Source organism: Algoriphagus sp. UBA3586 (genome assembly GCF_002376385.1).
GTDB lineage: Bacteria > Bacteroidota > Bacteroidia > Cytophagales > Cyclobacteriaceae > Algoriphagus > Algoriphagus ornithinivorans.
This window is the reverse complement of sequence record NZ_DFMT01000009.1, coordinates 1-20,194: the sequence shown is the minus strand read 5'-3', so window position 1 is coordinate 20,194 and position 20,194 is coordinate 1. Positions and strand designations below refer to the sequence as shown.

21 protein-coding genes are annotated in these 20,194 nt (G+C 40.7%); 9 read left to right on the top strand and 12 right to left on the bottom strand.

Features of this window, described 5'->3' with window-relative positions; translation table 11 throughout:
* Positions 1–38: 38 nt before the first annotated feature.
* A complete protein-coding gene (locus B2906_RS02180) occupies positions 39–1,157 on the bottom strand; it encodes an amidohydrolase family protein (protein ID WP_219957545.1) in 1,119 nt (372 codons plus the stop codon).
* A gap of 77 nt (positions 1,158–1,234) precedes the next feature.
* Positions 1,235–3,790, bottom strand: a complete 2,556-nt coding sequence (locus tag B2906_RS02175) for a M14 family metallopeptidase (protein WP_219957546.1) — start codon at positions 3,788–3,790, stop codon at positions 1,235–1,237.
* 95 nt (positions 3,791–3,885) lie between these two features.
* On the opposite strand from B2906_RS02175, the gene B2906_RS18960 reads away from it, so the two are divergent.
* The 3 genes from B2906_RS18960 to B2906_RS02165 are packed head-to-tail and all read left to right on the top strand — an operon-like array spanning position 3,886 to position 4,555.
* Entirely contained in the window at positions 3,886–4,134 is a 249-nt protein-coding gene (locus tag B2906_RS18960) for a PLDc N-terminal domain-containing protein (protein ID WP_219957547.1), read from the top strand.
* 11 nt (positions 4,135–4,145) lie between these two features.
* Positions 4,146–4,379 (top strand): PLDc N-terminal domain-containing protein, encoded by a 234-nt coding sequence (locus tag B2906_RS02170; RefSeq protein ID WP_255590439.1) that lies wholly within the window; start codon positions 4,146–4,148, stop codon positions 4,377–4,379.
* 2 nt (positions 4,380–4,381) lie between these two features.
* Positions 4,382–4,555 carry a PLDc N-terminal domain-containing protein gene (locus B2906_RS02165; protein WP_219957548.1) on the top strand — a complete coding sequence of 58 codons (174 nt, stop codon included), beginning with the start codon at positions 4,382–4,384 and terminating at the stop codon, positions 4,553–4,555.
* Between the two features lie 2 nt (positions 4,556–4,557).
* Here the strand turns inward: B2906_RS02165 and B2906_RS02160 are convergent, their stop codons facing one another.
* Positions 4,558–5,448, bottom strand: coding sequence for a TIGR01777 family oxidoreductase (locus B2906_RS02160; RefSeq protein ID WP_219957549.1), 891 nt, complete (start codon positions 5,446–5,448; stop codon positions 4,558–4,560).
* A gap of 139 nt (positions 5,449–5,587) precedes the next feature.
* Between B2906_RS02160 and B2906_RS02155 the strand changes: the two genes are divergently transcribed.
* Complete coding sequence (locus tag B2906_RS02155; RefSeq protein ID WP_255590440.1) at positions 5,588–6,787, top strand: voltage-gated chloride channel family protein; 1,200 nt, start codon at positions 5,588–5,590, stop codon at positions 6,785–6,787.
* Positions 6,788–6,791: 4 nt separating this feature from the next.
* On the opposite strand, the gene B2906_RS02150 is transcribed toward B2906_RS02155, so the two are convergent.
* The 4 genes from B2906_RS02150 to B2906_RS02135 form a co-directional block, all read right to left on the bottom strand.
* Positions 6,792–7,610: an ion transporter gene (locus tag B2906_RS02150; RefSeq protein ID WP_219957551.1), complete on the bottom strand. Its 819-nt coding sequence runs from the start codon at positions 7,608–7,610 to the stop codon at positions 6,792–6,794.
* 125 nt (positions 7,611–7,735) lie between these two features.
* Complete coding sequence (locus B2906_RS02145; protein ID WP_219957552.1) at positions 7,736–10,195, bottom strand: bifunctional UDP-N-acetylmuramoyl-tripeptide:D-alanyl-D-alanine ligase/alanine racemase; 2,460 nt, start codon at positions 10,193–10,195, stop codon at positions 7,736–7,738.
* 1 nt (position 10,196) lies between these two features.
* Positions 10,197–11,261, bottom strand: coding sequence for a lysylphosphatidylglycerol synthase transmembrane domain-containing protein (locus B2906_RS02140; RefSeq protein WP_219957553.1), 1,065 nt, complete (start codon positions 11,259–11,261; stop codon positions 10,197–10,199).
* 1 nt (position 11,262) lies between these two features.
* Positions 11,263–12,012 carry a segregation and condensation protein A gene (locus tag B2906_RS02135; RefSeq protein ID WP_219957554.1) on the bottom strand — a complete coding sequence of 250 codons (750 nt, stop codon included), beginning with the start codon at positions 12,010–12,012 and terminating at the stop codon, positions 11,263–11,265.
* Between the two features lie 177 nt (positions 12,013–12,189).
* Between B2906_RS02135 and dxs the strand changes: the two genes are divergently transcribed.
* Together dxs and B2906_RS02125 are read left to right on the top strand one after the other, a co-directional pair.
* On the top strand, positions 12,190–14,103 hold the full coding sequence (gene dxs / locus B2906_RS02130) for a 1-deoxy-D-xylulose-5-phosphate synthase (protein ID WP_219957555.1): 1,914 nt from the start codon (positions 12,190–12,192) through the stop codon (positions 14,101–14,103).
* 7 nt (positions 14,104–14,110) lie between these two features.
* Entirely contained in the window at positions 14,111–14,881 is a 771-nt protein-coding gene (locus B2906_RS02125; RefSeq protein WP_219957556.1) for an alpha/beta fold hydrolase, read from the top strand.
* Here B2906_RS02125 and prmC read toward each other — a convergent pair.
* On the bottom strand, positions 14,873–15,709 hold the full coding sequence (prmC, locus tag B2906_RS02120) for a peptide chain release factor N(5)-glutamine methyltransferase (RefSeq protein ID WP_219957557.1): 837 nt from the start codon (positions 15,707–15,709) through the stop codon (positions 14,873–14,875). The genes B2906_RS02125 and prmC overlap by 9 nt on opposite strands.
* An 84-nt stretch (positions 15,710–15,793) precedes the next feature.
* Between prmC and B2906_RS02115 the strand changes: the two genes are divergently transcribed.
* Positions 15,794–16,603: a hypothetical protein gene (locus tag B2906_RS02115; protein WP_219957558.1), complete on the top strand. Its 810-nt coding sequence runs from the start codon at positions 15,794–15,796 to the stop codon at positions 16,601–16,603.
* 57 nt (positions 16,604–16,660) lie between these two features.
* Positions 16,661–17,848, top strand: coding sequence for an RsmB/NOP family class I SAM-dependent RNA methyltransferase (locus tag B2906_RS02110; protein WP_219957559.1), 1,188 nt, complete (start codon positions 16,661–16,663; stop codon positions 17,846–17,848).
* Between the two features lie 35 nt (positions 17,849–17,883).
* Here the strand turns inward: B2906_RS02110 and B2906_RS02105 are convergent, their stop codons facing one another.
* The 3 genes from B2906_RS02105 to B2906_RS02095 form a co-directional block, all read right to left on the bottom strand.
* Positions 17,884–18,183, bottom strand: coding sequence for a helix-turn-helix domain-containing protein (locus B2906_RS02105; RefSeq protein WP_091651715.1), 300 nt, complete (start codon positions 18,181–18,183; stop codon positions 17,884–17,886).
* Positions 18,170–18,523 carry a type II toxin-antitoxin system RelE/ParE family toxin gene (locus tag B2906_RS02100; RefSeq protein ID WP_219957560.1) on the bottom strand — a complete coding sequence of 118 codons (354 nt, stop codon included), beginning with the start codon at positions 18,521–18,523 and terminating at the stop codon, positions 18,170–18,172. The genes B2906_RS02105 and B2906_RS02100 overlap by 14 nt, the downstream gene beginning before the upstream one ends.
* Before the next feature lie 112 nt (positions 18,524–18,635).
* The gene (locus B2906_RS02095) at positions 18,636–19,445 is read right to left on the bottom strand and encodes a universal stress protein (RefSeq protein WP_219957561.1); all 810 of its coding nucleotides are present in this window, start codon (positions 19,443–19,445) and stop codon (positions 18,636–18,638) included.
* Between the two features lie 415 nt (positions 19,446–19,860).
* Here B2906_RS02095 and B2906_RS02090 point away from each other — a divergent pair, with 415 nt between their 5' ends.
* On the top strand, positions 19,861–20,004 hold the full coding sequence (locus tag B2906_RS02090) for a hypothetical protein (protein WP_219957562.1): 144 nt from the start codon (positions 19,861–19,863) through the stop codon (positions 20,002–20,004).
* Here B2906_RS02090 and B2906_RS02085 read toward each other — a convergent pair.
* Positions 19,988–20,194, bottom strand: a 207-nt coding sequence (locus B2906_RS02085; protein ID WP_286935414.1) for a hypothetical protein, incomplete at its 5' end; no start/stop codon positions are given. The two genes, B2906_RS02090 and B2906_RS02085, sit on opposite strands and share 17 nt — an antisense overlap.

Genomic DNA, 20,194 nt, shown 5'->3' with positions numbered 1-20,194 from the left:
CAAGATCTTTCCCTCTCTTAGACTTCAGGCTTAAATTCTTATTCTGGAAATATTGAAGCATCCATTTTTGGAACAATCCGAAGTGCATTTTTATAATAAACCTTTTTCAAGACTTCATCAGGTAATCCCAAACCGTACATTCTCCAAAAGGCATGGTATTTTTTGTAGTAAGGGAAGTATTCATCCTCGGTTTCCAAAATTCTAAAGTAAGTGTGGAACTCTTCTGGATTGTAGGCGTCTTTACCAAAAATTAATCTGTCCTGATATTTGATGAAAAACTCTCTGGCTCTTTTAGGCTGCCTTCCAAACTCTTGGATAACTGCGCCGATTCCAAAATTCACATTGGGATATTTCTCCAGATGAGCGCTGGCCTTATCCAAGTCATTAGCCATCCAACCCATATGTGCATTGACAAAAGTTGTATTTGGATGCTTCTCGAAAATGTGATGCTGCTCGGCTATGATTTGCTCAAAAGGAGCAGGGTCAGTATCAGATCTTTTTCTATTGGGATGTGTTTTCAACTCCAACCATCTTTCATTATTGGCATCCATGGGTTCCCAAAACTGAGCTGGATCTGCAGCATGAATCAAAACAGGGATTCCCAGTTCACCGGCTTTTGCCCAAACCGGATCTAAATCTGGGTGGTCTATTGGAACTCTGTTTCCATTGATATCTTTTACACTTAGGCCTAAGCTTTTGTAGATTTTTAAGCCCACAGCTCCTGCTGCTACATCCTCCTCTAATTCTTTGACAGCGATTCTACTCCAGTTTTCATCACCAAAACCGGCAAAATTCAAATTGGTGAAGACCAGAAATCGTCCCGGTGCATGGGTGTTGAATTCCCGAATCATGGTTTTGATGTATTCCTGCTGGGAGTTGCTGTCTCCTCTGCCAAATCCACGACCGCTCAAATTGACCATTACGCCCATATTGAGCTCATTCATTTCGGAAACCAACTTATTCACCTTGGCCTGGTCAATTCCCCCCTGATGGCTGTGAATATCCACAAAAGGGAATTTGGCTCTGGTAACAGGGTTTTCAGGTACCTTCAAAGTGGAAGGAGGATTATATTCTTCAAAGCTCATTTCCTGAGCAGTTACATTGAAAATCAACCCGCTGAAGAATAGGGTAATTAGGCTTAGGCTAAGTTTGTTCATGTGCTATTAAACTCAATTAAAGGTTTTGGGATGTGCCGTTCATAAAAAATCCCGAGCTAATAACTCAGGATATTCTTTTACCTGGCTGTTCCTCCTTCTATGACTTGACCGAAGAAGATGGCATTCATGTATAGTTTATTTGTTCCAAACCAGAATGCTCTAAAATTCATATTGTCTGCAAAGGCTACAATTCTTCCTCTGCCTACAGCGCCAATCTGAATCACTGACCCGTTCTTTAATCCAGGAAGATTACTAGGATGTAAATAACCGGAAGCAAGAGGGTTTTCGGTGTATACCAATGGGTTTGCGTATGGATTTGAAGAAGGCTCTAAAAACAGATTATCATTTCTGAAAGTATGAATATTAGCGGACTCGTAGCCGTAGCCGATTGGATGAGTGGTATCCAATTTTGCATTGAAAATTGCCCCACCAGTTACTTTAGCACCTGTGGCATTTTCATAGTTAGCATAAGATTTTTGAAGTCCTTTTTCTTGGTTATCCACAGTTCTGAATTTGAACTCTTTGATTTCATTTTGCGCCAGCCATCTTACGGCTCCACCTTTAGCAACCAGGGTATTTCCTCTTCCTATCCAGTTTTTAATGGTTTCCGCACCTGATTTGCCTAGGCTGTTATAATTTCCATCAGGCATTAAAATCACATTATAGCGATCAATCACGGTAGCGCTTACTCTATCCATTGGAAGCAAAGTCACGGGCATTTCATATCGCTGATCCAAGAGGTGCCAGATTTCTCCAGCCTCATAGCTATCAACTCCTCCATCCACCAAAAGTGCAATTTCCGGCTTATCCAAAGGTGAAATGAAAGTAGAACCCATATTAATTCCGGCAGTATAGCCTGTGCTAATCGCATGAATATCCACAGTTGATTTAGATGCGATTTCCTGTAGTTTTTGATAAAAAGCATCTTTGTCCAATCCAGACTCTCCCTGATCTATCAAAAGGGTTCCTCTCCCAAAGGTTTTTCCTTCCGGTGTAGTAAACTCAGCATTAGCTACTCTTACTAAGAAGCCTGCCTTCAACAATTGGTAGGCAGCTTTGGGTGAGTAATAATCAGTCCACTCCAAGGCATATTGATAGGCTCCAGAGCCACCAATTACCTGTCCGGGCTTAAGTTGGAAATCATTCTTATTGATCTCTTCTACACTAGCCAAATTTAGAATTCGGCTGTTGAGTGCCATGTAGTCCAAATTGAAGGCCATAGGGTATGTCCAGGCAGAGATGTCATAGAAAAGGGAATCAGCAAAGCTGGTTCTGGTTTCAAACATCGCCTTGATCAGACGGTACTGAGGTTGATCTGCTGGGACTATGTAGGAATTTTCCTTTTTAAATTCCCTACCATTGACGGTAATATCTTCTTTCAGATTGAAAACTTTGATATCATGCTGCAAAATCAAATCAGCCAAATGATATCCTCTTGCATCGTCTTCTTTGCTTCCAAAAATGTAAGCTTTATTGACATCGGCGTCAGTTTCGGTTTTAATGCCTACATAAAAGTCTCTCATCCATTGGTTCAATTCCTGCCTCATTTCCTTAGCCGCCTGATAGGAGGAAAGATTGGCTGTAAATTGATTTCTGATTGTAAATGGAAAACTCAGCAAACCATTGGCAGATTCCTGTAAGTGGCCCCGGGAACTTGCTTGCTCAAACAAAATTCCAATCGATCCCTGTACATCCGGGTAGGTAGAGCCCTTTCCATAGTAAAAGTCATCGTAGTTCTCTTGATTATAATAGAGAGATCCAATTTTATCCAATGCTTTGGCATGGTATTGCCCGATCTTTTCTGTGAGTTTGAAGTTTTTTTCTGGAGTTAGCGGGTGCATTCTCGCAGGAACACCTGGCTGGAAAAAGAAAGTGCTGTTGGTCCCCATTTCATGGAAATCTAAGTGAATATTGGGAAGCCAGCTTTGGAATACGCGAACTCTATTTCTGGATTCAGGATGTTGAACAGGAAGCCAATCTCTGTTGAGATCAAACCAATAGTGATTGGTTCTGCCTCTCGGCCAAGCCTCATTATATTCTCTCCCATTTGGATCTCCATTCAAATTATAAGCTTTGTGGGAGTTTACCCAGGAAGCAAAGCGGTTGAGTCCATCAGGGTTGATTGCTGGATCTAAGAGCAATACGATATTTTCCAATTCAGCCTCAATTTCATTTGCTGCCGCAAAATGGTAGGCTGCTAAAAGAGAAGCATTGGCACCACTGGGTTCATTTCCATGCACAGAATAACCCATAAACATCACCACAGGCATGGAAGCGATATTGACAGAAGCATTTGGATTTCTAAGCTTGGCCCGGTCGGCTTTGATTTGATCTATTTTGGCCAGGTTAGTTGGAGAGGAAATGGTCAAAAGCGTTTGAGGTCTTTTCTCATAAGTTCTGCCAGTTTCTTCAAATTTTACTCGGTCTGAAGCAGCAGCAACAGCTTTCATGTACATGACCAGCTGGTCGTGGCTTACGTGCCATTCTCCTACTTCATAGCCCAAAACCTCCTTAGGAGTTGGAATGGCAGGATTATAAGTGTATCCGGAAGGGAGATAATAGCTCAAGTCCACTTGAGCTTGACTAAAACCGGTGATAAAGCATAAAACCAGTATGAACGCACTTCTCATCATATCAATAGAGTGATTAAATTTTCGACTAAATTCTTACTTTATTTTACCAAAAAAAGCTATTTTGGAACAGTGGTAAAAATAATTGAAGAATCGGAATGAATTTACTTGAACCCAGTTTTCCTGTTTGGATAGCCCCTTTAACACTGGTTTTTTATCTGGGGTTTTGGATTTATGCTATTGTAGATTTGCTTAGGGCAGACTTCAAGGACTCCAGCCAAAGGATATTATGGATGCTGCTTTTAATTTTTGTACCGGTAATCGGGACCTTTTTGTATCTATCTATGTCGAGGACTATGAAAAAACGCAAGAGGTTTGAGCCTGATTTTCGCAGTCAAAAAGATTAATCTTTAAAAAAATGAGTGAACTACTATTTGTTAATAATATGGGTGGAGGTATTCTCCTGTTTTTGATCTTATTTGGAATAGCTTATTCCATCCTTTGGATTTACTGCGTGGTGGATGTCATCCGCTCAGATTTCAAAGATCCAAATATGAAGCTCATTTGGATCATCATTATTTTATTTGGACAAGTAATTGGGCCTCTTGTCTACTTGATTTTGGGAAAAGGCACTAAAACTACAACTAGCTAACAATGTTTGGGATTGGAATTATCGGTCTGGCGATTTATGCCTATACCATTTATGATGTGGTGATCAGCAACTTTGCGAACGAAACAGATAAATTAATCTGGATTTTAATCGTGATTTTGGTTCCACTATTGGGAACTGTCCTTTGGTTTTTAATTGGAAGAGGAAAAAGAATCTAGAATCAGTGCTTGAAAATATCTTTCAGGGCTTCCGATAATTCAAAGTATTCAAACTGGAAGCCTGCTTTTTGGATTTTCTGGCAAGAAACCCGATTGCCACCCAGTACCATGGCTGCCATTTCTCCTAATACTAATTTCAAAACAAAGCCTGGAACTCCAATTCCCAAATAGGTTTTGCCTTTGGCATCCGCAGCTTCTTTAGTGACCTGTTGATTAGTGCTGGGGTTGGGCCCAACAGCATTGTAAACTCCTTGTAGGGTAGTTTTTTCCAAAGCGTAGACAAACATTCTTGCCAAATCATCAATATGGATCCAACTCATCCACTGATCTCCTGAACCTAATGGTGCAGCAACTGGCGGTTTGAGCATTTCAGCCAAAGCGCCACCGTCAGCATCCAATACAATTCCAATTCGGAGCATGACTGTTCTGAGATGTAGGGATTCAATTTTCTTCACTTCATTTTCCCAAGCTATCACGACCTGAGCCAGAAAATCATTTCCAGCTGGTGATGTCTCATCTACTAATTTGGTTCCGGTATTGAAACCGTAGTAGCCAACTGCTGAGGCAGAAATAAAAGTCGTGGGTTTGGCCTCTGCTTTTTCGATTGCTTGGTGAAGAAGGGCTGTGCTTTTGGTTCTGGATTGAAGAATTTCTTGCTTTCTTTCCGCAGTCCATCTTTGATCAGCTACTCCTGCCCCGGCTAGGTGGATGACGGCGTCTGCCCACTCCATTGCCTCAGGGTCTATGGTTTGGGTATTGATATCCCAAACGAAGGATTTTCGCTTTTTGGAAGACCTACTCAGCCAAGCAACTGCATAGTCTTTTTCCTCCAATAGCTGGGTGATTTTTTGGCCAATAAGGCCAGAGCCGCCGGTGATTAATATGTTCTTCATTTTGTGTGCTAATAACCCTAAAAACTCAAATAAGTTCTCGGGAAGTGATTTTCCTAGTTTATCTCCTACTTAAAAGTCAATTTCTATTCCTATTTTGCCATTCTTGATTTAAACGGTCGCTTTGGATTACTCGAAACTGTTGAAATATTTTTTGCTTTGGCTAGTCTTAGGCCTTTTGGTTGGCTTGCTTTCGGGCTCTGCGTCCGCCTTTTTTCTGGTGGCATTAGACTGGGCAACCAACTTCAGGGAAGAGCATTTATTGGTAATTGCTTTACTTCCGCTGGGCGGTTGGATCATCGGCTGGACTTATTATAAAATTGGTCAAAATTCTGTCAAAGGCAATAATTTATTATTGGACGAATTATACCAAACCAAGAATCCAATTCCCCTCAGAATGACTCCCTTGGTGCTTTTTGGGACTATTTTCACCCATTTTTTCGGCGGTTCGGCAGGAAGGGAAGGCACTGCAGTTCAAATGGGCGGATCTTTGGCAGATCAGTTGACCAAATGGTTTAAACTTGAATCAGCTGACAGGAGATTAATCCTGATTTCTGGGGTTTCAGGTGGATTTGCTTCAGTTTTCGGGACTCCACTAGCAGGAGCTATTTTTGCTTTGGAATGGATGCACACGGGTCATTTCCGATGGAAATCTATTTTTCCAGCCTTTTGGGCTGGTTTGGTTGCTCATTGGGTTTGCGAATCGCTCTGGGGAGTGGGTCACACTATTTATCAAATCCCCGAGGTGGCGACTCATACTTTGATGAATTTACTTTGGATCATTCCTGCCGGAATTGTCTTTGGTTTATCAGGAAGATTATTTGCGGAAACCTCCCACTTTTTTTCCAAAGTTTTTTCTCAGACGATTTCTTATCCACCTTTAAGGCCGTTCATAGGCGGACTGCTGATCGCTTTATTTGTATGGATTTCGGGCAGTACCACTTATTTGGGTTTAGGAGTTCCCAGAATTGTAGAAGCTTTTGAAACTCCCTTGCCTTGGTATGATTGGTTGGCTAAAACAGGTTTGACTGGATTTACTTTGGGAGCTGGATTTAAAGGAGGAGAAGTGACGCCTTTATTTTTCACGGGAGCTACCTTGGGAAATGCCCTGCATGGTTTGATTCCGCTTCCCTTAGCTTTATTAGCTGGGATGGGATTTGTGGCCGTATTTTCCGGGGCAACCAATACTCCTATGGCCTGTACTGTAATGGGAATTGAGCTTTTCGGATATGAATCCGGAATTTTTCTCGCGATAGCCTGCTTCATCGCCTATATCTTTTCTGGTAAAGGAGGGATTTATACGTCTCAAGAGTTGGGATGGAAAAAGGCGTGGCCCTATTAAATAATCAAGGCTTAATGTCTACAGGGTGCCCGCAGTTTTTGCAGAATTTGGCATCTTTATCCAAACCATCCTGTCCGCAATAGGTGCAAGTTTTAGACGTTGCATGAAATTCAGGGCTTTTTTGCTTGGCCATTTCTGAGCTGACAATTCCGGTAGGAACTGCGATTATTGCATAACCCATGAGCATAATTAAGGATGCCACAAACTGTCCTAAAGGTGTCTGAGGAGTAATGTCACCGAATCCAACTGTAGTCAATGTAACGATAGCCCAATACATTGCTCTTGGAATACTCGTAAATCCAGCTTCCGGTCCCTCGATCAGATACATGAGAGTTCCCATAATCAAAACAATAGTCAGGACAGTGAATAAAAAAATCTGAATTTTAGTCATACTTGCTTTCAGAGACCTCCTTATAAAGTCTGCCTCAGCTAAGTATCTTCCCAGTTTTAGAATACGAATTACTCGCAAAAGTCGTAAAGCCCTCACTACAGTCAGTAATTGCACATTGGCAACAAAAAAGCTCAGGTAAACAGGAAGAATGGCAAGAAGATCTACGATGCCATAGAAGGAAGAAACATATCTAAACGTCTTACTGGTCAACCAAACCCGTAAAGCATACTCAATGGTAAAAAGAAAAGTAAAGATTAATTCAAGCGTAAAAAAAAGACGTCCGTATTCTTCTTTTAATTCTGTTACAGAATCCAGAACCGCCACGATTACAGAACCAAAAATCAGAATAAGCAGTACCACATCAAAAGTTCTTGAAGGTCTATCATTTGACTCAAAAACAATATGAGCAAGCTTTCTTTTGGTGAGCTTCATGGCTGAGTTTTTTCTTTGTCTCGGTGGAAGGGTGATGTGATTATTTTTTCTTTCAAATAGAATCGAAATCCTATCTGTCTACTTTCTTATCTGAATTTAGGAAATTTTCGGAAAGTGAAAGCCTATTAGTCAAGATAGTATACCCGCTTCACACGAGAACTGATATTTGTCAGCAGTTCGTAAGGGATAGTCCCGATTCGGTCAGCTAAGTCCTTCAGAGAGATTTGACTTCCATAAATAATGGCTTCATCTCCCGCTTTAACTTCTATATCAGTGACATCCACCATGACCATATCCATGCACACATTTCCTATGACTGGAGCTTTTTTTCCATGAATCAGTACATAGCCTTTGCCATTGCTGAACCTACGGTCATATCCGTCTGCGTAGCCAATGGATAGCGTGGCAATTTTACCTCCGTTTTCCAATCTTCCTTTTCGGGAATAGCCTATAGTTTCTCCGGGCTCTATCCTTTTTACCTGAGAGATGGTAGTTTTCAAAGTACTGATGGCCTGGAGCTCTCTGTCGTGTTTTCCGGTCACCTCAACTCCATAAAGGCCAATTCCCAACCTCACCATATCCAATTGATAGTCTGGAAATGCTACTATGCCTGCAGAGTTTAAGGCATGAAGAAGAGGCTTTTGCGAAAGGTGTGGAAGAATTTGATCCTTCATCCTAATAAAACTATCCAGCTGCTCTTGGGAATAATCTCTATGAATTTCCTCATCAGCCCCTACCAAATGGGTATAAAGGGACTGAATAATCAATTCCGGGTAGGTTTTGATCAAGTTGGACAAGGCTTCCAGGTGCCCTTCCTCAAATCCTAATCTCCTCATTCCGGTATCCAAGTCTAAATGGACTTTCAATTGGGTTTGATTGTTTTTGCACCAATTCCCCAAACTGGTAAAGAACTCCAAACTGAAAACAACCGGTTCTAAATCGTAGGTTTTGCAGAGTTCGAACGACTCCTGTACCGGATTCAAAACCATAATAGGAAGTTGAATTCCCTGCTTTCTCAGTATGACTCCTTCATCAGTGAATGCCACAGCCAGATAATCAGCCCCTAAAGTTTGAAGATGATTCGCTATTTCTACTGCACCTCCTCCATAAGCAAAGGCCTTCACCATGACCATTACCTTGGTTTCTGGTTTAATTCTTCTCTTGTAGAAGTTAAAGTTATGTGTGAGTGCGTTGAGGTTGATTTCTAAAGTTGTACCGTGAATTCTCTGCTGAAGCTGGTTAACTATTTGCTCAAAATGATAAGCTCTTGCACCGGTGATCAATATGAGATCATCAGAAAAGTTTTCTAACCCAACCCACTCTGAAAGTTCCTGCGTACTTGCAAAGGCCTTGAATTCACTTTGAATCAACTCTTGCAAAGGATGGATATTTTCCCCTACAGCAACTACCAGGTCTAAGGAATGGGAGTTGATCAGTTCGGCTACTTCTGGATAGATTTTTTCGGGTTGACCCTGCTGTTGAAACTCGGATAAAAATAAAATCTTTCTTCTCTTGGGCCTCTGTTGCCGCATAAAATCCAATGATACCCTCAGCCCTGCCAAGTCATTATTGTAGGTGTCGTCAATAATCAAAGAATCATTGATTCCCGGTTTGAGGGTCAGTCTCATGTCCACCTGTCTCAGCAAATTGATTCCTTTTTGAATAGAATCTGAAAGCATGCCCAAACTCAATGCAGATACAATTGTATGGGTCAGATTTTCTAAGGAAGCCTGATCTGAGAACCGGGTGTAAAAAGTGAAAGTACTTAAATCAGATTTTATAAGAATGATTTTGGTGAGCTCATCCTGAAATTTGATAGCTCGTGTATAATCAGCGCCAGGCTGGTCGGACCAAGCAATTAATCGTTCATTTTCGATTGCTGTCTCAATGATTTTACTCAGCTCTTTTTGGTCTTTGTTGTATACCAAAAGGGCCGAATCCTTAAAGAGTTGAAGCTTTTCTTTAATTTTTTCTTCCCGGCTTTCGAAACCCTCATCGTGCGCAGTTCCAATGTTGGTAAAGACTCCCAAATTGGGTTGGGCAATAGCTTGCAAAGCCTCCATTTCTCCTTTTTTGGAAACGCCGACTTCTAAAATAGCTACCTGATGATAGGGCTGAATTTCGAAAACGGATAAGGGTAATCCTACTTGAGAATTATAGCTTTTGGGACTTTTTGCTACGGCATAATTTTGACTTAGAATCTGTCCCAGCCATTCTTTGACTATGGTTTTTCCGTTAGAACCTGTAATGCTGACCACAGGCTTTTCAAAAAGTTCACGTTGATATTTGGCAAGTGACTGGAGCGCCTTTCTTGTGTCCTTAACAGCTATATAGCAGGTCTCTTTATTCTGGATTTGAAAGGATTCAGAAACCAAAAATACCTGTACTCCTTCTTCTATTAATTGCGGGATAAACTTAGCGCCGTCCGCTTTGGCTCCTTTCAAAGCAACAAAAAGCGTCTGTGTGGGATTCAGAATTTGCCTAGAGTCAATGCTGACCCGTGTTAATTCAAGGGATAGATTTTTCCCAAGCAATTTCCCACCGGTAATGGAGGCAATTTGCTCAGGAGTTAAGGCATTCATCATCTTATTCTTGGCTAGTTGTTTTCTTTTTGAAAAAAACCTGGCGAATCCATCTTGGAAGGAAAATCGCTCCTAGAATCAAATATGGGTAATAGGATAGAAGCCTCCAAAAAATGCTGGTTACAAAGGTGTAATTGCCTAGAAACTGGGTGAAGAACTGCCCGAAGAAAAACTCCGCAGTACCCGAGCTACCTGGAGTAGGTGAAATCATCATAACGATCCACATGATTACCTGTCTAGCGAAAACAATGATGTTATTTTCTATTGACAAAGGCACATAAGCAGATATCAGTGCATTCAGCATCAAATAACGAGAGCTCCAAATAAATATGGTAGCAGCAATTACAGGAAGCCAATAATTTAATTTTTTACCGCTTAATTCTTTGGAAGCTTCGATGATTTGATTTCCGTATTCTTGGGCATCATGCTTCCATTTTCTCAGCCATTTGATAGAGAATATTTTGATCAAAACCCACTTGAAAACCCGTGGTCTGTAAAAAAGAGCCAAAGCCATGATTAAGCTGTAGGCGGCATAAAGTGCATAACTGATCCAAAAAATAGCCTGTAAGCTATTTTCCAATTGATTTTCCAGCACCTGACTGTTGGGGAAAATATTGCCTTTAGCAAAGAACAGAATGATAGGCGCTCCTATGACAAAAAAGAGGTTGTCGAGAATGGCGGTAACCATCACAAATGAAATGGCTCTACCTAATTTGATTCCTTCTTTATTTAAGATAAAAATAGCTACAGCGGTACCTCCGACAACTGAGGGAGTAACAGCAGAGGCAAATTCCCAAAGAATGATCACATAAATGGACCTTGTCCAGGTCAGCTCCCTTTGAGTGATTTCCCTGATCCTGTAGACATATCCCGCATCTCTAAAAATTATGACCAAAATGGCCAGAATCACGTAGGGGGCAGAAGCATCGAATACCCCTTTTAAAGTTTGGGCATCGACGCTCGGATCGAAATAGAACATTCCGAAAACGATGCCCAATCCGATTAAGATCGGTACCCAAACTTTGTTTGGATTGAGGGTTTTAAAGATTTTTTTGTTGTCTAGCTTCATATTAGGCTGTAGCGACCGGCTCAGTCTTTTCTACCCAAAAGTTATTAAAACCCTCTCCAATGACGATTGTTACTAAAGAAAGTTGTAGTAATTCCAGAATTGCCAAAAATGTGTAGATAACAAATATTTTTTCAGGTTTGTAGGATATGAATTCAGTGAAAGGAACTTGTTTTTTGAAGCTGATTTTTTCCAAGATAAAATCTTTTTGTTGCTCGATGGTGTAGGGATATTGGATTACTGTATGCTTGGTATCTTCCACACGAGCGGCCATTTTGGCCATACATTTTTGAAAAACCTTTAACAGCTTGTAGAGATCCAAGTCTTGCATTTCTGCGTCTACATCATCAACCTTATTGAGGGCTTTTAGTTCCGAAGCGATATTTCCGCGCTTTTGTTTCGAAAGTCTTTCTTCCTCCAAAGAGGCTAATTCCTCGACTACTGACTTATATTTTTTATATTCCAGAAGATTTCTGATGAGTTCTTCTCTTGGATCGATTTCCTCTCCATCCTCATTTAATTCCGGTCGGGGAAGAAGCATTCTCGATTTAATCTTCATCAGGGTGGCAGCAAAGAGGATAAATTCGCTGGCAACCTCTATTTCCATTTGCTCCAAATGATGGATATAGTCCAGAAAATCATTGGTGATTTTGGAGATAGGAATATCGTAAATATCCAATTCGTCCCGCTCTATGAAGAAGAGCATGAGGTCGAAAGGACCTTCGAAGAGCGGTAATTTGATTTCGAAACTCAAGGGATATTTAAATTATTGGTTAATTTTGCCACCTTGTGGCCAAAGATATTCAATTAAGACAAATTAATTGAAATTCAGGTCAGAGAATGGAGACTTTGATTTAGTTGCTATGCTAACTAAAAAACAAACCTAAGCTAGGGAAGTTTACCATTCCAGACCATTAAAATGTAAAGATACATGCTGATCGAACCAGGAGAATTATTAGCTCAAATTAACAGCCCAGCAGACCTTAAAAAGTTTCCTAAAGAGAAATTGGTACAAATCTGTGATGAATTGAGAAACTTCATCGTAGACAACGTGTCTATTTACGGTGGGCACTTTGGCGCTAGCTTGGGTGTGGTTGAGATGACTGTGGCTTTACATTATGTATTGAACACTCCTCAGGATCAATTGGTCTGGGACGTAGGTCATCAGGCTTATGGCCACAAAATTCTGACTGGAAGAAGAGATCAATTTCATACTAATAGAATTTTCGGAGGTATCTCCGGTTTTCCTAAAAGAAAAGAGAGTGTTTATGACACTTTTGGTGTAGGACACTCCAGTACTTCTATTTCCGCTGCGCTTGGGATGGCGATCGCTTCCAAGTATAAAGGTTCGGGCATTCAGCATGTAGCCGTTATTGGCGATGGATCTATGACAGGTGGGATGGCATTCGAGGCGATGAATCATGCAGGTGTTTCAGATTCCAATATTCTGATCATTCTCAATGATAATTGCATGGCGATCGATCCTAATGTCGGTGCCTTAAAAGATTACTTGACGGATATTACCACTTCCCACACCTATAATAAGGTAAAGGATGAAGTATGGAAGTTGTTGGGTAAGTTCAGCAAATTTGGAAGTTCAGCTCAGGAAGTCATTTCCAAAGTGGAAGGAGCGATCAAGTCAGCTGTGCTGAAGCAAAGCAATTTATTTGAATCACTCAATCTTCGTTATTTCGGTCCTGTTGACGGACATGATGTCAACCATTTGGTTGAAATCCTAAACGATCTCAAGGATATCCCTGGTCCTAAAATTCTCCACTGTGTAACAGTGAAAGGAAAAGGCTATGAGCCTGCCGAAAAAGGGAACCAGACTACCTGGCACGCACCGGGCTTGTTTGATAAAGTAACCGGAGAAATTTATAAAAAGACCCCTTCAAAGCCTCAGGCTCCAAAATATCAGGATGTTTTCGGGCATACGATTGTAGAGTTGGCTGAACAGGATGAGCGTATCATGGGGGTAACTCCAGCTATGCCTTCCGGATCCTCTCTCAATATTATGATGAAGGCCATGCCCGACCGTGCATTTGATGTAGGGATAGCAGAGCAACATGCAGTAACTTTTTCTGCAGGTTTAGCCACCCAGGGACTAAAGCCTTTCTGTAATATTTATTCCACCTTTATGCAGCGTGCTTATGATCAGGTGATCCATGATGTATGCTTGCAAAACCTTCCAGTTGTTTTCTGTTTGGATAGAGCTGGATTCGCAGGTGCGGATGGACCTACCCACCATGGTGCTTATGATTTGGCGTATTTCAGATGTATTCCAAATTTGGTAGTAGCTGCTCCTATGAATGAGGAGGAATTGAGAAATATGATGTTCTCTTCCCTTTCTCATGAGGGCCCTTATTCCATCAGATATCCAAGAGGAAATGGTGTCATGCCTGAGTGGAGAACAGCATTCCAGCAAATTCCACTAGGTCAGGGAAGAATAGTGAAGGAAGGTGAAGAGGTTGCTATTTTGACCATCGGACATATTGGAAATTATGCAGTGGAGGCTTGCGAGACACTTTCTGCTGAAGGATTAAATCCGGCTCATTATGATATGAGATTTGTAAAACCTTTGGATGAAGAATTACTTCACGAGGTTTTTGGGAAATTCAAGAAAGTAATCACCGTAGAGGATGGTTGTTTGATGGGTGGATTTGGTTCGGCTGTACTAGAATGGATGATGGATCATGAGTATCAGGCTCAGGTGAAGCGTCTGGGCATCCCTGATGAAGTGGTTGAGCATGGCGAGCAAATCGAATTGCACAGAGCTTGCGGATTTGACCCGGATGGTATTGCCGATGCTGTTAGAAGCATGAGCGAAGTAGCCAAGAGCATCTAAATAATTTATGTCTTCTGTATATTTTTTTGAAAAAGGACAGGGTCAGCCTGTGGTTTTGGTTCATGGGTTCTGTGAAATTGGAGCCATGTGGGCAGATTTTGCAGAAGAGCTGAGTAAAAATTACAGAGTTATTTGTCCAGATTTGCCGGGCTTTGGAAATAGTCCTTTGGAAAAATCACACCTCAGCCTAGAGGAGCTTGCAGTGATGTTGGAGGAATGGATGGAAGAAAATGAAATTTTCGAACCGATAGTTATTGGCCATTCTTTGGGGGGTTATGTGACCTTAGCACTTTTAGAATTGATGCAGCAGAAATTAAAGGCTGTTGGACTATTTCATAGTACGGCTTTCGCAGATGATGCTGATAAAAAGCAGATGAGAAATCGGGCAATTACCTTTTTAAAGAAAAACGGAGTTGACAAATTTGTAACCTCATTTGTGCCTCAGCTTTTCCCGGAGGACAGAAGAAAAGAACTTTCCACAGCTATTGAGACAGCTCTAGAACAGGCAAAGGAATCAACTTTGGAGGGTTTGATCGCATTTACAGAAGCGATGCGGGACAGAAAAGACCGAACCCAAGTTTTGGAGCATTTTCATGGTCCAAAATTATTGATTGCAGGCACGGAGGACGGCTCGGTTAAATTAGAGGCAAGTAGAAAACAAAGCTACTTGTTCACTGATTATTTCGAACTAGAAAATACCGGGCACATGGGCATGTTTGAGCGAAAAGGCGAAACCTTGGCTCTGATTAAAAACTTTTGTCAAAAGGCCTCATCCTAAAATACCTTTCACGATTCTATCCTTGTCATTAAGGTCTTGGATCAATTCAATCTTGCTGTAGCCCTGCTTATTCAGCAAGTTCAGTACTTCCTGACCGTAATATTCATGAATTTCAAAATAGAGCTTCCCCCCCTTTTTCAGGCATTTTTTGGCTTTCTCAGCAATGACCCTGTAAAATAAAAGCGGATCCTCATCTGGGACGAAAAGCGCCAATTCTGGCTCAAAATCCAATACGTTTTTGTGCATAAGTGCTTTTCCTTTTTCAGGGATATAAGGTGGATTGCTGACCAAAATATCCAAATCATCTAAAGGAATTTCCTCTTTCAGGATATCTATTTGATAAAATTTGACATCAGTCTTGAATTCCTTAGCGTTTTCTCTGGCGATTTGCAAAGCCCCTTCGGAAATATCCAAGCCATAAACTTCCGCTGAATTCATTTCCAAAGCCAGAGATATTGGGATACAGCCTGTGCCTGTACCGATATCCAGTATTCTTAAATGAGGTTGGGGATTTTCTTTGATAATCAAATGCACCAACTCTTCGGTTTCATTCCTAGGGATCAGCGTATCTCTGCTTACTTTGAATTCTCTCCCGTAAAAAGGGGCCTTTTCTAAAATTTGCTGGATAGGTTCTCCTTTTTTCAAACGTTCAAAATCTGACAAAAGAGCCTGAGGCAGATCCTTTTCCTCTAAAAAATGCATCATATCCACTCTTCTCAAGCCTAAATGATGTTCAAATAGCCATTCCACCAAGTTTTGCGCTTCCGAGAAATCGTAAAGCTCCAGGGATTGGGCCCATTTTTTTACCAAACTATTGTAATTGATCATAGTAGCGAAAAATGAATTAGCTCCGTAAAGGTAAGCACATCCCTGACTGTGGGAAAGTTGTCCGATAATATTAATGCTTGAGGAATGATGAGAAAATTACTGTTGCTTTCTATGCTTTTCCTGATTTCTGTAAGTGCTTATTGCCAGGAGAAAAAAGGGATTTGGTTTGAATTGGATGGGGTTTATTGGGAGAAGGCTTTGAAGCAAACCCAAAGTATTGCTCCTGAAAAAGCAAGGTTTGGGGGAGGTAGGTTTTTCGCAGGAATCCCATTAGGGAAAAGCTGGTCTTTGGGCTTGATGGGTTCTCATCATTCTTATTATGAGCCTCAGGAGACAGGATATACAAACAGGTCAATTTATGGGCCTCCCGCAGAAGATGGTAATTCTTATAGTATTGTTGGAATCGCCAGAGATCCCGTTTTGGTTGGCTTACAAAATGAATTGGTGGGATTTGGATTATTTCTTCAAAAATCCATCACATTGGGAGAAAGGACCTCTGTCAATTTCAATCTTTTTTCGATGAGGGAAAGAGGAGCAAATGCCAAATTGGAATTTTATCCAGATTATAGCTATCTGTTTTGGTGGCCATGTCTGAATTGTCTTTCTATAGTTCCCGGCCCATTTCTTATTCCTGTGGAGGAGACAAATTGGAGAACGGGCTTAGATGTAAGTTTCTCTTATGCTTTGAATAATTGGGTTGATGTAGGGCTTAGAGCGAATTTTCTTGAGTTTAGAAAACAAATCATTCAGAAGGAGCCAATGATCAGCAATCATATGGGTCAACCGAATCAGTTTTCGGTTTTAGGAGATATTTACGCTGGGGATTATTTTTATTTTGGTTCAGCAGTTCCCCGGGAAGGCATCAGAATTTCATTGACCTTCAAACCCTTTTGAGTTTCTTTTCGGCTAGTCTGAGAAAGAAAAACTACCTTTGTGCAGAATTTCTTTCTGATGAAACTACATAATAATACCATACGCGGAGTACATACCGCTTTAGAATCTATTTTTCAAGAAGGTCAATACGCTGACAAGGTCATAGAGCGTACCCTTAAATCCAATCCCAAATGGGGAGCGAGAGATCGTTCTTTTATCGCAGAAACCACCTATGAAATGGTGCGTTGGTGGAGGCTGATCAATTATTTGAGTCCTTCTGAAAGCTACTGGGATTTGTTTGGAACTTATTGGCTTATGCAAGGCAATGAACTTCCACCTTGGGAGGAATTTTCCGGATTAAACCCTGACAAAATCAAAGCAAAGTACGAGAGCTTGGACAAACCAGCCATTTTGGAATCAATTCCAGATTGGTTGTATGAGTTGGGGAAGAAGGAATTGGGGGAGAAGTGGGATCAGGAAATTCACTCTTTGAATGAAGAGGCAGAAGTAGTGCTTCGGGTAAATACTTTGAAAATCACCCGGGAGCAATTGAAAAACCGATTGGCGGAAGATGGAATCCGAACTTACATTGTGAAAGGATATCCAGATGCTTTGATTTTGGAGCAAAGACAAAATGTTTTCCGCAATCCGGCATTCAAAGAAGGCCTTTTTGAAGTTCAGGATGCTTCTTCTCAGTTAGTAGCTCAGGCCTTGGCAGTGGAGCCAGGAATGCGTGTGATCGATGCCTGTGCGGGTGCTGGAGGGAAGTCCCTCCATTTAGCTGCCCTGATGCAGAATAAGGGGAAGGTGCTTTCCATGGATGTGGAGGAGTGGAAGCTGCAGCAAACCAAGCTAAGAGCAAGAAGAGACGGAGTTTCTATTATAGAAAGGAAAGTGATCGAAGGCTCTAAGACTATCAAAAGATTGAAAGAGTCAGCGGATCGTTTGTTATTGGATGTGCCTTGTTCGGGTTTAGGAGTGCTGAGAAGAAATCCGGATACCAAATGGAAGCTGAGTCTGGACTCTATCGCTAAAGTGCAGGAAACCCAGCAGGAAATCATTCAAAGCTATTCTTCCATGTTGAAAAAAGGAGGTCAGATGGTTTATGCGACTTGCAGTATCCTGCCTTCTGAAAATCAAAAGCAGGTTGAAAAATTTCTGGCTTCTGAGGCAGGGAAAGACTTCGAATTGATCGAAGATCAAAAAGTATTGGCTCAGGAAAGCGGGTTTGACGGATTTTACATCGCGAGATTGTTGAAGAAATAAAGTAGAATTCCAAGGTTTAACTTTCCCATTTATTACTATAGGAAAGTTAAACCTATTCTTTTATTAAGCCCTTGCTCAAATATCCTAATCAACGTTGACAATTGGATATTTCCCTTACCATTTTCAAGTTTAGAGATATAGCTTTTTTTCGTTCCGGCCTTTTCAGCCAATTGTTCTTGTGTAAGTTTTGCCTCCTTTCTGGCTTCTTTTAGCATTTCACTTATGATAAACATTTGGGCATTTTCATCATATCTGTTTCTGCTTTCAGTGCCAACCTTTCCATGTTCTAATTCAATTAGTTCATCGAAGGTTTTGATTTTGCTATAGTCCTTCATCTCTCATTTTTTTTAATTCAAAATAATCTTTCATCAGTCTTTCAGCTTTTTCGATTTCCTTTTTGGGAGTTTTTTGAGATTTTTTTTGAAACCCATTAAAGAGGATAACTAATTTACCTTCGTCAAAGCAACAGAAAATTCTATAAATGTTTGATTGATACTCTATTCTTATTTCATAAAGGCCATTAGTTCCTTCTAGATGTTTTAGAAACTTTTCAGGCACCCTTTCGACCTGCTTGATAAGTTCCAGAACATATTGAACTTTATTTTTTGCCTTGATATCTAGGTTTTGATAAAATTCGATGAAATGATTTTTATGAAAAATAATACTCCTAGTCATCCATTCAAAGTTATCTCATAAGATAACATTTTCAAAAATAATAAGTTTCATTTTTTTAATCACTTTATTCTCTAATTCTACCATTTAATCAGATTTTTCTTGACGAGGCAATTCATTCCTCTAGGCAAATTGAAAGAATAGGAAAATTGTGTGTTTTGGCTAGATTTTCTGTTAGGCTTGGGTTGAAGAATTTGGTTAATCCTGATTTTTCTGTTTTAGCTAAAGTTAAAATATCTGGTTGATTGTTTTCTGCATAGTAGATAACTCCATTTTCGGCATCCTTTGCATTGATCAAGAAATGCTGTGTGGTATTATCTGACTCCAACATCTCATTGAACATTTCATCAATCTCAGCACTTTCATGGAAATCATAGGGAGTATTGATAAAAATTAAATCCAGCTGTGCTCCTAATAAGTCTGCCAGTTTTTTAAGTTTTTTAAAAATAGGCTTTTGACTTTTTTCCAAGGTAGATAGAAATGCAATCTTTTTGATCTCCTTGTGAGCTGGTTCTTCTTTTACAATCAGGATAGGAGTTTTAATATTTCTAAGCACCTTTTGGGCAGTAGAGCCAAGGTAAAAGGGTTTTTTTGCTCCTCTGCCTTCGGATCCCATTATCACCAAGTCCGGTTCGGCATTTTGAACATGCTCAAAAACCGTCTCCGAACCAAAACTGTAGATTAATGAAGAAAGGGCATTAATGCCCTGCTTTTCTAAATCATGGACTATTGATGAAAGATTGGATTTGGCATTGGCAATGGCATTCAGTGTCTCCGGATAAAACTTTTCCTTATCCTTGTCCAGCCTAACCCAGTCCACTGGAGTGCCGAGAATATGCATTACCTCTACTTTGGCTTTGAGTTTGGATGCCAGTTGCTTGGTATAAAAAAGGGCATAACCTGCTACCTCTGAAAAATCTGTCATCAAGAGTATTTTGGCATTGATTTTCATGGTCTTCCTTCATTGATGTCCTATAAGTTACGAATGATTCTGATCATATCCTTTGATCAAATTGGTGTTTGGAACTGATAAAAGTCAGTGCTTTGTGAAAAAATCCTGAAATGATTAAACTTAATGGAGTAACGAGTTCAACTCCTTCAGAGTTGGGATGCATCACGGTATATGGACTTTCTTTTACCACCAGTTTCACTGGCGGCTATTGAGGAGTTCAACCACTTCGTGGTTGGGTTGGCGGTTTCTGCAGAGTAGTGTTAGGCGTTTAAGAATTTAAGAGGATCGCTCCCAACACCTCATTGATGACTTGGGTAATATTAATCCTGAAAGGATTGAACCTTTCAATAACCACAGGCCTGCCTTTGCCGGTAGGCAGGTATAACCCGTGGAAAAGGAAGGAGCCCGACCTTGCTATCCTGACCCTGAATGGGTCAAACTTTATGGGGTACAGAGTTCAACTCCTTCAGAGTTGGAATGCTCGATGGTAGATGGACTTTCTTTTACCACCAGTTTCACTGATGGCTATTGAGGGGTTCAACCACTTCGTGGTTGGTTATAGGTTGGTGATTTCTCATCTGATTTTTATCTTGAAAATTTGAGCTGGAGTTGTTCAATTTTTTCTCTTTTGAAGAAATCGGATCTGCAGCATAGTTGACAATCCTGAAAGGATTGAACCTTTCAATAACCACGGGCCTACCTTTGCCGGTCATAGCCGTCAG

What these genes read in the sequence shown, in the direction of transcription:
- B2906_RS02180 (WP_219957545.1), bottom strand. Translation starts at nt 1,157, where the DNA reads ATGAACAAACTTAGCCTAAGCCTAATTACCCTATTCTTCAGCGGGTTG.
- B2906_RS02175 (WP_219957546.1), bottom strand. Translation starts at nt 3,790, where the DNA reads ATGATGAGAAGTGCGTTCATACTGGTTTTATGCTTTATCACCGGTTTT.
- B2906_RS18960 (WP_219957547.1), top strand. Translation starts at nt 3,886, where the DNA reads ATGAATTTACTTGAACCCAGTTTTCCTGTTTGGATAGCCCCTTTAACA.
- B2906_RS02170 (WP_255590439.1), top strand. Translation starts at nt 4,146, where the DNA reads ATGAGTGAACTACTATTTGTTAATAATATGGGTGGAGGTATTCTCCTG.
- B2906_RS02165 (WP_219957548.1), top strand. Translation starts at nt 4,382, where the DNA reads ATGTTTGGGATTGGAATTATCGGTCTGGCGATTTATGCCTATACCATT.
- B2906_RS02160 (WP_219957549.1), bottom strand. Translation starts at nt 5,448, where the DNA reads ATGAAGAACATATTAATCACCGGCGGCTCTGGCCTTATTGGCCAAAAA.
- B2906_RS02150 (WP_219957551.1), bottom strand. Translation starts at nt 7,610, where the DNA reads ATGAAGCTCACCAAAAGAAAGCTTGCTCATATTGTTTTTGAGTCAAAT.
- B2906_RS02145 (WP_219957552.1), bottom strand. Translation starts at nt 10,195, where the DNA reads ATGATGAATGCCTTAACTCCTGAGCAAATTGCCTCCATTACCGGTGGG.
- B2906_RS02140 (WP_219957553.1), bottom strand. Translation starts at nt 11,261, where the DNA reads ATGAAGCTAGACAACAAAAAAATCTTTAAAACCCTCAATCCAAACAAA.
- dxs (WP_219957555.1), top strand. Translation starts at nt 12,190, where the DNA reads ATGCTGATCGAACCAGGAGAATTATTAGCTCAAATTAACAGCCCAGCA.
- B2906_RS02125 (WP_219957556.1), top strand. Translation starts at nt 14,111, where the DNA reads ATGTCTTCTGTATATTTTTTTGAAAAAGGACAGGGTCAGCCTGTGGTT.
- prmC (WP_219957557.1), bottom strand. Translation starts at nt 15,709, where the DNA reads ATGATCAATTACAATAGTTTGGTAAAAAAATGGGCCCAATCCCTGGAG.
- B2906_RS02115 (WP_219957558.1), top strand. Translation starts at nt 15,794, where the DNA reads ATGATGAGAAAATTACTGTTGCTTTCTATGCTTTTCCTGATTTCTGTA.
- B2906_RS02110 (WP_219957559.1), top strand. Translation starts at nt 16,661, where the DNA reads ATGAAACTACATAATAATACCATACGCGGAGTACATACCGCTTTAGAA.
- B2906_RS02105 (WP_091651715.1), bottom strand. Translation starts at nt 18,183, where the DNA reads ATGAAGGACTATAGCAAAATCAAAACCTTCGATGAACTAATTGAATTA.
- B2906_RS02100 (WP_219957560.1), bottom strand. Translation starts at nt 18,523, where the DNA reads ATGACTAGGAGTATTATTTTTCATAAAAATCATTTCATCGAATTTTAT.
- B2906_RS02095 (WP_219957561.1), bottom strand. Translation starts at nt 19,445, where the DNA reads ATGACAGATTTTTCAGAGGTAGCAGGTTATGCCCTTTTTTATACCAAG.